Genomic DNA, 14,232 nt, shown 5'->3' with positions numbered 1-14,232 from the left:
TTTCGACGGGGAATACGATGCAAATGACACGCTTGGCGCAGCCGGCCATGGCTGATACTTCCTTTGGTGCCACACGGCGCCTGTGCCTTGCGATCGGGTTGGCGCTGCCGGGCCTTGGCCTGGCGCAGGTGCAGCCGGCGCCGACCAATGCCGAGCAGGCGGTCGCCGAGCCGGCCAAAGCGCCGGTCACCGCCGCACCGGCAACCGCCAAGGGCTATCCGCTCGAAGCGCAGGGTTGGGGTGCCAAACAAGGCGGCAACATGTGGCAGGTGCGCTGGGCCGAAGACTGGTCGTATCTGAAGGACCCGTCCAAGCGCAAGAGTCCGTTCGATCCGCTCAAGTACATTCCGCTCAACGACGACGGCGATGTGTACGTGTCGCTCAGCAACGAGTTGCGCGTGCGCAGCAATACCATCACCAATCCGGGCCTGATTCCCGGCAGCCATTCGCAGCAGCAATATCTGCTGCGCGCCTTCTTCGGCGCCGACTTCCATGTAGGCGAGCACTTCCGTCTGTACACGGAATTGGCGCATGGCAGCCTGGACGGGCGCAACGAAGGCACCAAGACCGGCACCCAGGAAAACAACGCGATCCTGCAGCAGGTGTTCTTCGACGTGAAAGGCCGGATCGGCAGCGCCGACACCGGCTTGCGCGTCGGCCGCCAGGTGTTCGTCGATGGCCCGACCACGCTGATGGCGCTGCGCGACAACACCGATATCTTCGTGACCTTCAACGGCGCGCGCGCCTGGGCAATTGGCGACAGGACACGTGTTGACCTGTTCGATTTCAATTTCAACATCGATGGCACCGAAGGCCTCGGCGATGATCGCATCGACCGCTCGCGGCACTTCCGCGGCGTGGTCGGTGGCTACCGCCTGGCGACTGCCAAGCCGATGTACCTGGAGCCGTTCTTCTATCAGTTCCGCAACGACAACCAGGTGTGGGGCCGCCAGACCGCGGAAGAAAACCGCAATTACTACGGCCTGCGCCTGTGGGGCAATGTGGGCAAGCTGCGCACCGATTCGTTCGTGACCGTGCAGCGCGGCAGCTTCGGTGGACGCGACCTGCGCGCCTACATGGCCAGCACCTCCAATGCCTGGTCGCTGAGCGAATCGGGCTGGAAGCCGCGCCTGGGCTTCCATAGCGAAATCGCGTCCGGTGGCGGCGGCACCTCCGGCACCGGCACATTGCGCAACAACAACTTCCTGTACGGCAACACGATCTACTTCAGCTGGGCCACGTTCTTCGGCCCGGTAAACCTGGTCACGGCTGCACCGACGTTGACGTTTTCGCCGACCTCCAAGCTCACCGTGAACCTGGAGTGGGAAACGCTGTGGCGCCAGACCACCAGCGATGCGATCTACAACAACCAGGCACGCGCCTACGCACGCACCCAGAACACCGGCGAGCGCCGCATCGGCACCATGCCGCGCATCAACGCCACCTGGAACATCGACCCGAACTGGTCGGTGACCTTCCGCGCCGAACATCTGATGGCCGGGCCGGCGTTGGAGAAGGCCGGCTACGGCGATTCGACCTTTGTGATGGGCTGGTTGAACTTCCGCTTCTGACCACAGCCGTTGGGTGCGTCATGCATCCCCAATAGGCAGTGGCGTCATCACATGCCGCGTCCCGCAAGGACGCGGCATGTTGTTTTTTACGTGCGGGCATGCCGATGACAGCGAACAAGGCAGACACAGACGCGCGCGCTGCATTCAAGGCGTAAGGTCGTCCTGACCTCCGGCCGCTTCAGGCAACCAACGCACCACTGCGCAGATACCAGGCAGGCGTGGCGGATGCTTCGCATCGGCATTGCCACGCACGCTGATACATGCGCGCCTCCGAGCGCACCTGGCGACTGCTCGATCCGATTGACTGCTATCCGTCGGAGGTCGCCAGGCAGCCGCTGCGGATGCAAGCATTGCGCATGCAAGCGCAGACCGCCTGCACCAGCGCTGCGACCTGCGCCTGGCGATGCGGAAGGCGTCTTGTTTTAGTGAGCCGCTGAGGCTGCCTGTGTGGCCGCGATCGCACTGCCTGGCAACGGCCAGCGATCATTGCCCGCCACGCCCTCCGGTCGTGCGTACTGCCGAAGCGTCAGGCTCTTGCCGTCGTTTCCGGTGCCTAGCGGGCGCACCTGTCCACGCAACGCAGGCGGTAGCGCGGCGATCTGCTGCGCCAGCGGCGTTGTCGGCGCAGGATGGTCGCGCAACCACTGCAGCGCCGACAGCGCGCGCAATGCAGCGGCGGTGTCCTGCATCTTGTGCTGATAGTTGACGTAGTCCGGATGCGACACGCTCGCCAGCAAACACCCGGTTGCATTGGCGATGCAGGCCACCGATGCGGTCTGGGGCAGCGGGATCAGCGTTTGCGGAACCGGCCGATCCTGCGCCAGCAAGGTCCGCACCCGCGCGCTGCAGGCCCAGGTAAAGGTGGGCGCCAGCAAGGCCTGGGTGCGTTCGTCGTCCAGCAACCGCAACGGGAAGCGGTCTTGCCAGGACGATTGGCTGCCTTGCGTCAACGCATCCTCCTGCAGCATCGCAAACACCATCCGCGATTCACCGTGCAATGCGTGACACAGCGCGATCTCATCCACCGGCAGCGGCGCAAAGGCAGCGGCGCATTGCGCGGGCAGCGGATGCTGCGCCGGCAATTCGGCCAGCATGTCGGCAAACAGGTGCGCATTGCCGCGCAACATCGCCGCGCCGATCATCGTGATCGCCAGATTGTCGCTACTGCGCATCAGGACACGGGCCACCTGCGCATCGGTGCAGACACCGGACAAGGCCTGGGTGGTGCGCCCCTGGACAAAGTCCAAGGCGCTGGCCGTCATCGACAAGGACATGCGCGGCAGTTCGGGCAACGGCGTATCGGCGCGTGGACGGAACGGGCTGCGGTAGTCGGCGTGTTGCGCCAACGCCCGCATCCGCGCCAGCATCGGTGCCTGTGCGGCCAGCGCAGCGGCATAGGCCTGCGGTTGTTCGCGCACGCGCTGCAAGCATCCGCCAGCGCTGGCCATGCATAGCGCAGGCGCGCCGGATGGCCAACCTGGCAAGCGCCGATAGCCTGCAGCGGCGCTTTGGAATGCCGCATGCTCCGGCAACCGATTGAATCGCGCGAGGTCTTGCGCCAGCACTGTCTCGCGCTGCGCCTCGGGAATCGCGTACGACAACGACCACAGCGCCCCGAACATGTTGCTCCCGCGCAACGGTGGAAGCGGCTGGCGCAGCTGCGCCAACGCCTCACGCTGCGATTCGGGAATCGGCCAATGCCTGGAGACCGTATACAGCGCCAGCACCGCTGCGATCAGGATGCAGACACCGAGCAAGGCGGCTTTGAGAAATTTGGCGAGCACGTGCGAAAGATCCATCCCTGGGAGCTGCGCATCTTAGTGCCATCTGCGCAGGCCTGCGATGGGCATAGACGCATCGCGTGCCTTGGGGCTACAGACCATCGGCAACCGTGTGTCTGGCGGCCCGCGCAACGTTGGGCAATGACACCGCGCGCTGGCGATGGGCGGTGGTCTCAATAAGTAGTTGAAAGAATCCGGGTGCTGGCAGACCTCGCCCCACCTTTCATCCGCGCTGCGCGCCATGGTTGCCAACGGCAGGAGGGCTGTACGAGCCGAACGGGTTGCCCGCTGCCGCTGGGCTGCGGGTACCGCCAGGTCGATGTCGAGGTAAGTACAGGAATCATGGGATTGCAGCGGATCGCGGCACGCGAAACACTCTTGCCAATCGCGAATGCCTGCTGCCAAACCCCGCCCCCAGCTCCACCGAGCATGGCCGAATGCCTACACTATGGCGATGTCCGAATCCCCCACTCCCCACGTCCGCCCTTCCCTGCAACGGGTCTTTCTGACCGGGTTGCTCACCTTGCTGCCGGTCTGGTTGACCTGGGTGGTGGTGAAGTTCGTTTTCTCGCTGCTTTCGGGCATCAGCAGCCCGTGGGTGGTGCCGCTGTCCGAACGCATCGCTGCCTCGTTCCCCGATTACCTGGGCTGGTTCAAGGCGCTGTGGGTGCAGAACACCATCGCGTTGATCGCCACGGTGGCAGTCATCCTGTTCGTCGGGATCCTGAGCCGGCGCGTGATCGGCCAGCGCTTGCTGCGCTGGTTCGAGGCCATCATGCGGCGCATTCCGCTGGCCAGCGTGGTCTACGACAGCGCGCGCAAGCTGCTGGACATTTTGCAGACCCAGCCCGGCAGCACCCAGCGCGTGGTGCTGATCGATTTCCCACATCGCGACATGAAATCGGTGGGCCTGGTCACCCGCGTGATCAAGGAACAGGGCACCGGCCGCGAGCTGGCCGCGGTCTACGTGCCCACCACGCCCAACCCCACCTCCGGCTACCTGGAAATCGTGCCGGTGGAACTGCTCACGCCCACCGACTGGAGCGTGGATCAGGCAATGAGCTTCATCATTTCCGGTGGCGCCGTGGCGCCCGAATCGGTTCCCTTCACCCGGACTGCGGATCGCTGACACCATGTCCCATGTGCGCACCCTCGACGATCGTGCGGTCCGCCTGTTCATCGCACTGGCGGCCTTCTTCTGCGTCAACGCGGCGCTGGCCGAGTTCATTGGCGTCAAGATCTTCGCGTTGGAAGACACGCTCGGCATTGCGCCACTGAACTGGAATCTGTTCGGCCAGCGCGGCTCGCTCAGCTTCACCGCCGGCACCTTGCTGTGGCCGATCGTGTTCATCATGACCGACACCATCAACGAGTTCTTCGGCAGCCGCGGGGTGCGTTTCATCTCGTGGGTGGCGGTGGTGCTGATCGGCTATGGCTTCGTGTTCGCCTTCGCGGCCATTGCGCTGGCGCCGGCGGGCTGGTGGGTCACTGCGGCGCAGAGCCAGGGGGTGCCCGATTACCAGGCCGCATTTGCGGCAGTGTTCGGACAAGGGCTGTGGACCATCGGCGGCTCGCTGGTGGCATTCCTGTTCAGCCAGTTGATCGATGTCTCGGTGTTTCACCGCATCCGTCGCGTCACTGGCGAAAAACACGTGTGGCTGCGCGCCACCGGCTCCACTGCGGTCTCGCAGGTGGTGGACAGCTTCGTGGTGATCTATATCGCCTTCGTGCTCGGCCCGCAGCATTGGTCGATCGACCAGTTCCTGGCGGTGAGCACGCTCAACTACATCTACAAGATGGGCTTTGCGATCTTGCTGATCCCGCTGCTGTATCTGGCACGCCGCGGCATCACCGCGTACCTAGGCGCCGAGCGTGCCGAGCAGCTGCGCGAAGAAGCCGCTGCCGACTGAGCCGGGCTGTCTCCCAGCCAGGGTCATCGCAACGCAATGGGTTGCGGCGGCAACGTCTGGCCGCCAGTGGTCCTGATCGCAGCGCTGCGAGCCAGCCCACCGCGGTGTGACTTGGACGCAGCCTTGCCGGTCATGTCGCAGCGCACCACATCACCCCAGGCGCAGCACCGCGCCCATGCGCCGCATGAATTGCCGATAGGCGGTATGCCCCCAATGGGTGGCCGTAACCGTGCGGATCGGGCAAGCTCCCCGCTCGCTTGTTTCCGGAGCCGGTAATGCCCCTCAGCTTTTCCCGCCTGCTGTCCCTGGCCATGGCCGCCCTCGTGAGCCTGTCGCTGGCGGCGCCGGCCGATGCTGCCAAGAAGAAGACCGCCAAGGCACAGACCACGCAAACGCGCGCGAAGGCGAGCAAAGGCAAGAAGACCGCCAAGCCGGCAGCCAAAAGCACCAAGGGCAAGGGCAGCAAGGCCGCCAAGGTCAGGCCACGCACGGTGGCCGCGCCGGTGGTGCTGACCAAGGCGCAGCAGCTCAACCTGCTGTACGACCAATACTGGGACGCCTCGCTCAAGCTCAACCCGCTGCAGGCCACCTTCCAGGGCGAGAGCCGCTACAACGACCAGTTGCCGAACTTCCTGTCGCCGGCATTCCGCCAGCAATCGCACGATTTCACCGTACTGTGGCTGGGCAAGGCCGAGGCGCTGGGGCCCGATGGGCTGAGTGGGCAGGACCTGCTCAGTTACCAGATCTTCGTGCGCGATGCGCGCAGCGCACTGGCCGCCGAGCAGTTTCCCAGCTGGATGCTGCCGATCAACCAGTTCTACAACATCGCCAGCATTGCGGTGGTGCTGGGCTCGGGCACCGGCGCGCAGCCGTTCAAGACGGTCAAGGATTACGACAACTGGTCGCGGCGTGCGCTCGGCATTCCCGACCTGTTCGAGCAGGCCATCGCCAACATGCGTGCCGGCATGCAGGCCGGCGTGGTGCAGCCCAAGGTGCTGATGCAGAAGGTGCTGCCGCAGCTGGACGCGATCATCGCGCGCAATGCCGAAGACAGCCTGTTCTGGGGGCCGGTGCGCAACCTGCCCGCCGACATGCCCGAGGCCGACAAGCAGCGCATCACTGCCGAGTACAAGCGCATGATCGAAGTGCGCATCATGCCGGCCTACCGCGCGTTGCGCGGCTTCATCGCCACCGAATACCTGCCCGCCTGCCGCGATAGCGATGGACTGGCGGCATTGCCCAATGGCGCGGCGTGGTACGCCTATGACGTACGCCAGAGCACCACCACGGATTTGACCCCGGAACAGGTGCATCAGATCGGCCTGGATGAGGTCGCTCGCCTGCAGGGAGAAATCCAGGCAGTGGCCAAACAGGTCAAATTCCGCGGCAACCTGCCCAAGTTCTACAAGTTCATGCAGACCGACCGGCGCTTCGGCTTCCGCAGCGACACCGAGTTGCTGGGCACGTACCGCAGCCTGCAGGGCCGCGTGCAGCTGGCGGTGCCGCGGCTGTTCAACACCCAGGGCATGCCGGCGCTGGAAGTTCGTGCGGTGGAACCGCAGCGTGCGCAATCGGCCGCCAGCGGCTCGTACATGCGCCCAAGCGGCGACGGCAGCACGCCGGGCATCTTCTACGTCAACACCTCGGACCTGCCTTCACGCAAGACCTGGGAGGCCGAGAGCCTGTACCTGCACGAAGCGGTGCCCGGCCACCACTACCAGCTGGGGTTGCAGCAGCAGTTGACCGACCTGCCCAAGTTCCGCCGCCTGGGCGGTGAGACCGCCTACATCGAAGGCTGGGGCCTGTATGCCGAATCGCTTGGCCGCGAGCTAGGGCTGTATGACGACCCCTACAACTACTACGGCTATCTGCAGAACGCCTTGTGGCGCTCGATTCGCCTGGTCACCGATACCGGCCTGCACAGCAAAGGCTGGACGCGTAGCCAGGCCATCGACTACATGGTGGACAACTCTGCCATGAGCCGTGCCGATGCCGAAGCCGAGGTCGACCGCTACATGGCCATCCCCGGCCAGGCGCTGGCCTACAAGGTGGGCGAGATGAAGATTGCGCAATTGCGCGAGCAGGCGCAGCGCGAGCTGGGCCCACGCTTCGATGTCCGCGCCTTCCACACCGAAGTACTCAAGGACGGCTCGGTGCCGCTGGATATCTTGCAGGACAAGATCCAGCGCTGGATCGCCACGCAGAAGGGATAAAGCGTACGGCTACGGTAGTTGGACGCTGCTGACCCGTTACTGCGGGTAGGCCTTCGATGCGCGCGCGTTCGCAGGTCGGGTCAGTCCAGCGCACGCGCCGCCGCCAGCGCGGCGATATCGCGCGGTGCGGTGCGGCAGCAGCCACCGATCAAGCGCGCGCCAGCCGCCAGCCAGTGCGCATGCTGGTCGGCCAACGTGAGCGCAGCCCCGTGACCGGCATGCCAGCGCTTGTCGCTGGCGTCGTAGTGCTCGCCCGAGTTCGGATATACCACCAGCGGCAGCGCAGTCAACGCCGCAAGGCTGTGCAATGCAGCGCTCGCCTGATCCAGTGCAATGCAGTTGATGCCCACCGCAATCACCTGCGCGCAGGCATCCAGCGCCGGCACCACCTGCGCCAGCGGCGTGCCGTCGCTCAGATGCGCCGCATCGCGCAAGGTGAAGGAAAACCAGGCATGCAGCTGCGGAAATTCGTGCTGCAGCAACTGCCGCAGGGCCACGATTTCGCTGGCCGATGGCAGCGTCTCGCAAGCCAGCAGATCCACGCCCGCCTCGGCCAGCGCGGCGATGCGCGGGCGATGGAAATCCATCAACTGCTCGATCGGCAGCACGTAGTCGCCACGATATTCCGAGCCATCGGCCAGATACGCGCCATACGGCCCCACCGAGCCGGCCACCCACAGCGGCGCCGCATACGGGTGCAGGGTCAGATGATCGGCACGCGCCTGCGCCGCCAGCGCCACGCTGCGAGCGATCAACGCCTGCGCTTGCGCAGCATCCAGTCCGCGTGCGGCAAATCCCAGCGGCGTGGCCTGATAACTGGCGGTGATCGCGCATTGCGCACCGGCAGCGAAGTAGTCGCGATGCACCTGATAGATCAGCTCCGGCTGCTCCATCAGCACGCGCGCCGACCACAGCGCATCGTTGAGATCGCAGCCGCGCTGTTCCAGCTCGGTGGCCAGCGCGCCATCCAGCACCACATAGCCATCGTGCTGCAAGGCCTGGCTGAAAGGTGCGTTGGCGCGCGGCTGGCGTGGAAGAATCGTCATGCGTGCAGTCTCCGGGCCGCAAGCCATTGAGTCAGTGCGTAGGCGCCATAGCACAGCGCGACGAACGGAACACCGCACCACAGCGCAATGCGCTGCTGCGGATCAAATGCCAGGCCGATGCAGGCGAGCAGACACAGCGAAAAGCCCAGAATTGGGGTCCATGGGTACCACGGCGCGCGATACGCCAACGTTTCCAGCGCAGCGCCATCGCGCAGCAGTTGGCGACGGAAACGGTAATGCGCCGCGCAGATGCTCAGCCACACCACCACGACCGCGAATCCCGAGACCGCCGAGATCGCAACGAACACCGTCTCTGGCGCATACACGCCGGTGAGCAGCGCCAGCAAGCCGCCCAGCATGCTCAGCGACACGGCACGCAGTGGAATGCCGCGGCCGGTCAGGCGCGCCAGGCCGCTCGGCAACGTGCCTTCGTTGGCCAACGACCACAGCATGCGCGCGGCCGCATACAGACCGGAATTGGCCGCCGACAGGATCGCGGTGAGGATCACCGCATTCAAGATGTCGGCTGCATATGGAATGCCCAACAGCTCGAAGGCGCGCACGAACGGGCTGGTTTCCACCGCCGCTTGTTTGGCGGGAAGCAGCGCCGCAAGCACCAGCACCGTGCCGACGAACAGCACCACCAGCCGCACCAGCGTGGTGCGGATTGCCAGCGGAATCGCGCGTGCAGGCTGGGCGGTTTCGCCGGCCGCCACACCGATCAACTCGGTGCCGGAAAATGCGAAATTCACCGCCACCATCGTCATCAAGATCGGCAGCGCGCCATGCGCAAACCAGCCCTCGGCGCGCAGATGGCGCAGCCCCGGTGCGGGCGAACCATCGGCCAACGGCAACAGACCGATCACCGCCGCGCCGCCAAGCACGATGAATACCAGGATGGTGACCACCTTGATCAACGAAAACCAGAACTCGCCTTCGGCAAACCAGCGCGCCGAGACTGTATTCAGGCCGAAGATCAGCGCGCAGAACAGCAGGCACCAGGGCCACGCCGGACTGTGCGGAAACCAGTACTGCATGCAGAACGCTGCGGCAGTCAGGCTCGAGCCCAATGCCACCGTCCAGGTCAACCAGTACAACCACGCCACCACGTAGCCGGTCGCCGGGCCGAGGTAACGCGCGGCATACACGTGAAACGCACCGGTTTGCGGCATCGCCACCGCCAGCTCGCCCAGGCATTGCATCACCAGGTACACCACCAGTGCGCCGATCAGATACGCCAGTACCGTGCCAAGCGCGCCGGTGCTGGCAATGATGTACCCGGTGTTGAAAAACAGGCCGGTGCCGATCACGCCGCCCAGCGACAGCATCACCAGATGGCGCACCTGCATGCTGCGCTGGAACTGCGGCGCGGTGGCAGACGACGATTCGGGCATGGGTGCATCTGATCGGGGGGAAGCTTTATCCTGCCACGCGCAGCCAGACGGGCACAGCCGTGCGCAAGCCAGCCGTGGGCGAGGGCCCGCCTCTGACTGGCGGGCGGTGATGCTGCCGATCGGTTCGTTCGCCGTGCCGGTCAGGGATCGAGCCGGCAATAGGCGCCCGGTATGTAGCCGAAGCTCTCGCTCATCGCTTTGCGAAACTCGGCGAATGTGAAGTCGGTCGCCACTCGCATCAACACGCCGGCATAGGCACCGCCGGTTTTGCCGTTGCTGCCGGTGCCCCACTGCACCTGCCAGGTTGCGTAGGTATTACCGTCGTGGGCCTGCGCGCGCTGCAGGTCCACACGCAGGCCTTTGACCAGTTCCATGCCCGAAATCACGCCTTCGCTGTTGGCGTAGCTGGCGGGGACCTGGATCACGGTACCGTCGTTGACATCGCTGCGGCGGATGCCGAGATGGTTGGCGATCTTCGCCGCCAGGTAGTCGTCGAGCACATGCTTGCGGATCGCGTTGCTGGCACTGCCGAACGTGCCGGTGCCGTTGTTGGTGTAGGTGGTCATGGAGAAAGTCCTCTGGTGTTGGGTGGATGACCGGATGGGCGACGGTGCCGGGCCGGTCAGAGTTGGTGCAGGCGTTCGATGAACCGCGTGCGGTCCTCGATGCGCTGGTCGGTGGCGATCAGCGGCCTGCCCTGCCAGGTCGCCTTGCCGACGCGGGCGAGGGTTACCTGGGCATCGGTGAGATCGGCGGCCTTAACCTCCACGCTCTCGGTCAACTGCGCATAGCGGATCAGCAACCGATCACGTGCGATGTAGACCACCTGGCTGGACGTCGCCGTGCCCATATTGATCTCGATCTGCTCCACCAGCGCCGGCAACCGGTGCGATGTCAGCAGTTCGAGGCGATTGACGCTGCAGATGCACGACCAGCCGGCAAACATGCCGTCCTCGGTGAGCAGGGGAGCAAATTGCGGCAGCCAGGCCAGCGAAAAGCAGCTATCGACGACCAGCGCCGGCGTGCGGATGCCGATGGTGACCAGATCCTCGATGAAGCTCGTGACCTTTTCGACACCTGTGCAGTCGTTTAACTTGGTCGGTGCTCCTTGGTTGTCGACATCGCCATGGCCGCCGCCGATCCACAGCGTGTCGTAATGCAACTGCGGCGTGCCCTGCTCGGTGCGCGGCAAGGCCGCGACGATGGCGTCGCGATCGGGCAGCGTGCCGGCCGGGTGCCGGATCACATGCACGCCCTGGGGGATGGATTTGAGATGCTGCGGCTGGAACGCAAGAATGGACATGGGCAGGCTCGGTTGGCATGGAAGGACGATGCCGCGGCGGCGTCATGCAAACGCACACCGGTACGACATCGGTGTCCAGCATCGGCGGCGGCGACAGTGCAACCCATCGGCAAACCCCTGACATCGGCCTGCCACGCGGAGGATGTGGGCGGACAGCGCCGCGCTGCCCTTCCGCATCTGCGGCCAGGAATCGCGCATGCGGCACTGCAGGTCCGTGCAGGGGCCGTTGGCAAATCAGCCGTGCTGTCGTCCTTGATGTGCACGCACGGGCGCCGCGTTACGCGCATTGCATCGCTCCCGCCGGATTTCGATTCGGCCATCCTGCGACCGTGCGCAAACGGGCACAGCCGTGCGCGCGCCGTGAACCAGGGCCTGCGGCTAACGAGCGGGCGGTTATGCTGCCGATTGGTTTCTGCTGGTCCTCTGACATGCCGCACCATTACCTTCCATCTGCGCAAGCATCCGTGCACTGCCTGCCCACAAATCTGCCAAGGCCACAGCACGCTGCGTGCGATAGCGGTGCTGCGTCCTGCATCGCGGACGGGCGCCTGCCATCTGCATGCGAGGCGCCGTCGAGCGCGCCGGCACTGCCCGGCCGGTCAACGTCAATGCGCCGGAGCGCGGCATGATGCTCGCCGGCATCCACCATGTGGCGATCATCGCCGGCGACTACGCGCGTTCCAAACGGTTCTATTGCCAGATCCTGGGCCTGCGCGTGCTCGACGAGCATTACCGACAGGCGCGCGATTCGTGGAAGCTGGATCTGGCGCTGCCCGATGGCGGACAGATCGAGTTGTTCTCGTTCCCCGCTGCCCCGGCACGCCCCAGCCGCCCTGAAGCCCAAGGGCTGCGCCACCTTGCGTTTCGCGTCGCAGATCTGGACAGCGCGGTTGCGCACCTCAATGCATCCGGCGTGGCCACCGAAGACATCCGCATCGACGAATACACCGGCCGCCGCTTTACCTTTTTTGCAGATCCGGACGAGCTGCCGCTGGAGTTGTACGAGGTCGGCTAGCGTATGCCTGACGGAACCGTAGTGCAGCGAGGCACGCGTACCCGTTGAGTCATACGCCGACCTTCGCCTCGCAAAGGTATCGACCGCGTGACTCAAGCGCAGGGACGAGCGGCCGTTATCAAGAGGCTGGCGTCATGTCGCCGCGGTGGCGTCGCAGGCATGGATGCGGCACAGACAACGTACGCCATGCCGGACCTGACGCATGTTTCATTTCATCTTGCGCATCGTTGTAGCCGTGGCGATCGTACTTGCCGGCTGCGGTTTTCTTTTCCCCAAGCGCTATGTCGCGCCAAAACCTGGCGAGCCGTTCGCCACCCTGTCGCTGGCCAAGCCCACCAGGCCCAACCCGATACCCATCGAGCCGGTCCAATACTTCGATGTTTTCGACGATGCCAGCTGCGCAAAGGGTGGCCATGGCGGATTTCTGGGCGCACTGACGCCGCCCGTCAACGGCGTGCTCGGGAAGTTGAGCAACAATCAGTCTCGCGAGGCGTATTCGGTTGTCCCCGACAGACAGCTGTTTTTACGTGCACGAATGGTGCAAACGCTCGACTCGCGTCGTCGGAGCCTGACCACAAACAATTGCACCAACCTGGTGACATTCACGCCCGCGCCTGGCGAGCACTATGTCGCTAGCCAGCTCTATGATGATCAACGCTGCCTGCTTACCGTCATCGACGAAAAGACCGGCCTTGCCCCGGCAGATTTGGAAGTTGTTCCGATTTCAGGCGAGTGCCATGCCGACTAGACGCATCCTGATCACGGCACTGGTCGCGCTTCTGGCCGGTTGTGGGATGACGCGCAGCGCGTCGATTTCCTTGTCGACCTTCGGTGAGCCACGCGATGGGCCGCGTGCGCGTATCCGCTTGGTCACCGAACGACCCGCACCCGTGCTTTATCCAAACCGCACATGCGTCGGCGGAGCGATCCGTGGCGCCGGAATTGCGCCAAGCTCGCGGCCCGGTCCGTTCGGCACGGGCACGGGGCAGAAGATAGGGATACCTGCCGTTGCCGTCAGCGGAGGACGCTACGTGACTGAAACGCAGATCAAGGCAGGCGAGCCGCTCACCCTGTCGCTGTCGGCAGGTGGCTGCATGGACAACCGCTGCGTAGTGAACGCACCGCTATGTACCGTAAGCCGCAGCTTTGTCCCTGAGGCCGGCCAGGATTATGTCGCCACCCTCCTGTTGCAAGGGCAGCAGTGCGAGGTGGAGATGTTCCGCATCGTCACCCAGCAGGGACGAACACGCCTCATGGCCGAGCAGACGGTGGCGGCATCGCGTTGCCCCGTTTCAAACTGAACGCCCTGACTTTCCCGCACCATACCCCACGGTATACATTCGCGATCAGGCCGCCGACGGCGGCCCTAGCAAACCCTGGGAGGGGAACCATGCGCAAGACCTTCAAGACCCTGTTGCTCGCGCTGCCGCTGGCGGCCGCTTCGCTGATGGCCCATGCGGCCGATTCGCCGGTGGGCCGCTGGACGACCATCGACGATGAAACCGGCAAGCCCAAGTCGGTGGTGCAGATCGAGCAGACCGCCAATGGCACGCTGAGCGGCAAGGTGGTCGAGATCCTGCAGTCGTCCAAGGGACCCAACCCGGTCTGCGACAAGTGCGACGGCGCACTCAAGGGCAAGCCGATCAAGGGCATGACCATCCTGTGGGGCCTCAAGCCCGACGGCACCGCAGTGTGGAGCGGTGGTTCGGTACTCGACCCGGCCAAGGGCAAGACCTACAAGTCCAAGATCACCCTCACCGACGGCGGCAAGAAGCTGCAGATGCGCGGCTACGTCGGCATCGAAGCGCTGGGCCGTACCCAGACGTGGGTGCGTGAGTAATCGGGATTCGAGATTGGTGATTCGGGATTCGCAAGAGCGGGCGTCCTTCGGGGCGCCCTTTTTTGTGCACAGGCGCATTTTGGGGCTTGCCTGCAAGCAGGATCAACGGCTGCCGCTGCTGCAGAGATGGCTAACGCCGCGCGGCTCGACAGGCAGGCG

At 64.7% G+C, this 14,232-nt stretch carries 13 protein-coding genes; 8 read left to right on the top strand and 5 right to left on the bottom strand.

Going from position 1 to position 14,232, the window contains the following annotated elements:
- Window positions 1–17 precede the first annotated feature (17 nt).
- A complete protein-coding gene (locus ACDH77_RS06755) occupies window positions 18–1,571 on the top strand; it encodes an alginate export family protein (protein ID WP_008578263.1) in 1,554 nt (517 codons plus the stop codon).
- 422 nt (window positions 1,572–1,993) lie between these two features.
- Here ACDH77_RS06755 and ACDH77_RS06750 read toward each other — a convergent pair whose 3' ends face one another.
- Window positions 1,994–3,370, bottom strand: coding sequence for a hypothetical protein (locus tag ACDH77_RS06750; protein WP_031421835.1), 1,377 nt, complete (start codon window positions 3,368–3,370; stop codon window positions 1,994–1,996).
- Between the two features lie 436 nt (window positions 3,371–3,806).
- Here ACDH77_RS06750 and ACDH77_RS06745 point away from each other — a divergent pair, with 436 nt between their 5' ends.
- From ACDH77_RS06745 to ACDH77_RS06735, 3 genes are all read left to right on the top strand, one after another.
- A complete protein-coding gene (locus tag ACDH77_RS06745; RefSeq protein ID WP_011050890.1) occupies window positions 3,807–4,481 on the top strand; it encodes a DUF502 domain-containing protein in 675 nt (224 codons plus the stop codon).
- Window positions 4,482–4,485: 4 nt separating this feature from the next.
- Entirely contained in the window at window positions 4,486–5,262 is a 777-nt protein-coding gene (locus ACDH77_RS06740; RefSeq protein WP_008578260.1) for a queuosine precursor transporter, read from the top strand.
- 275 nt (window positions 5,263–5,537) lie between these two features.
- Entirely contained in the window at window positions 5,538–7,475 is a 1,938-nt protein-coding gene (locus ACDH77_RS06735) for a DUF885 domain-containing protein (protein WP_008578259.1), read from the top strand.
- 80 nt (window positions 7,476–7,555) lie between these two features.
- Here the strand turns inward: ACDH77_RS06735 and mmuM are convergent, their stop codons facing one another.
- From mmuM to ACDH77_RS06715, 4 genes are all read right to left on the bottom strand, one after another.
- Window positions 7,556–8,521: a homocysteine S-methyltransferase gene (gene mmuM / locus ACDH77_RS06730; protein ID WP_031421831.1), complete on the bottom strand. Its 966-nt coding sequence runs from the start codon at window positions 8,519–8,521 to the stop codon at window positions 7,556–7,558.
- A complete protein-coding gene (mmuP, locus tag ACDH77_RS06725) occupies window positions 8,518–9,915 on the bottom strand; it encodes an S-methylmethionine permease (RefSeq protein ID WP_011346876.1) in 1,398 nt (465 codons plus the stop codon). The genes mmuM and mmuP overlap by 4 nt, the downstream gene beginning before the upstream one ends.
- Before the next feature lie 140 nt (window positions 9,916–10,055).
- Window positions 10,056–10,481 (bottom strand): hypothetical protein, encoded by a 426-nt coding sequence (locus tag ACDH77_RS06720; protein WP_338338678.1) that lies wholly within the window; start codon window positions 10,479–10,481, stop codon window positions 10,056–10,058.
- A gap of 56 nt (window positions 10,482–10,537) precedes the next feature.
- Window positions 10,538–11,218 (bottom strand): hypothetical protein, encoded by a 681-nt coding sequence (locus ACDH77_RS06715; protein WP_033837270.1) that lies wholly within the window; start codon window positions 11,216–11,218, stop codon window positions 10,538–10,540.
- Window positions 11,219–11,843: 625 nt separating this feature from the next.
- Here ACDH77_RS06715 and ACDH77_RS06710 point away from each other — a divergent pair.
- The 4 genes from ACDH77_RS06710 (at window position 11,844) to ACDH77_RS06695 (ending at window position 14,073) form a co-directional block, all read left to right on the top strand.
- Window positions 11,844–12,233, top strand: a complete 390-nt coding sequence (locus tag ACDH77_RS06710; RefSeq protein WP_008578253.1) for a VOC family protein — start codon at window positions 11,844–11,846, stop codon at window positions 12,231–12,233.
- A 202-nt stretch (window positions 12,234–12,435) separates the two neighbouring features.
- Window positions 12,436–12,981: a hypothetical protein gene (locus ACDH77_RS06705; protein WP_041469517.1), complete on the top strand. Its 546-nt coding sequence runs from the start codon at window positions 12,436–12,438 to the stop codon at window positions 12,979–12,981.
- A complete protein-coding gene (locus ACDH77_RS06700; RefSeq protein WP_031421824.1) occupies window positions 12,971–13,534 on the top strand; it encodes a hypothetical protein in 564 nt (187 codons plus the stop codon). Before ACDH77_RS06705 ends, ACDH77_RS06700 begins: the two co-directional genes overlap by 11 nt.
- Before the next feature lie 89 nt (window positions 13,535–13,623).
- Window positions 13,624–14,073: a DUF2147 domain-containing protein gene (locus ACDH77_RS06695; protein WP_031421823.1), complete on the top strand. Its 450-nt coding sequence runs from the start codon at window positions 13,624–13,626 to the stop codon at window positions 14,071–14,073.
- Window positions 14,074–14,232: the final 159 nt, after the last annotated feature.

This window comes from Xanthomonas axonopodis pv. maculifoliigardeniae (assembly GCF_041519315.1).
Taxonomy (GTDB): Bacteria; Pseudomonadota; Gammaproteobacteria; order Xanthomonadales; family Xanthomonadaceae; genus Xanthomonas; species Xanthomonas euvesicatoria.
The sequence above is the reverse complement of the archived record's forward strand: the minus strand, read 5'-3'. Positions and strand labels throughout refer to the sequence as shown.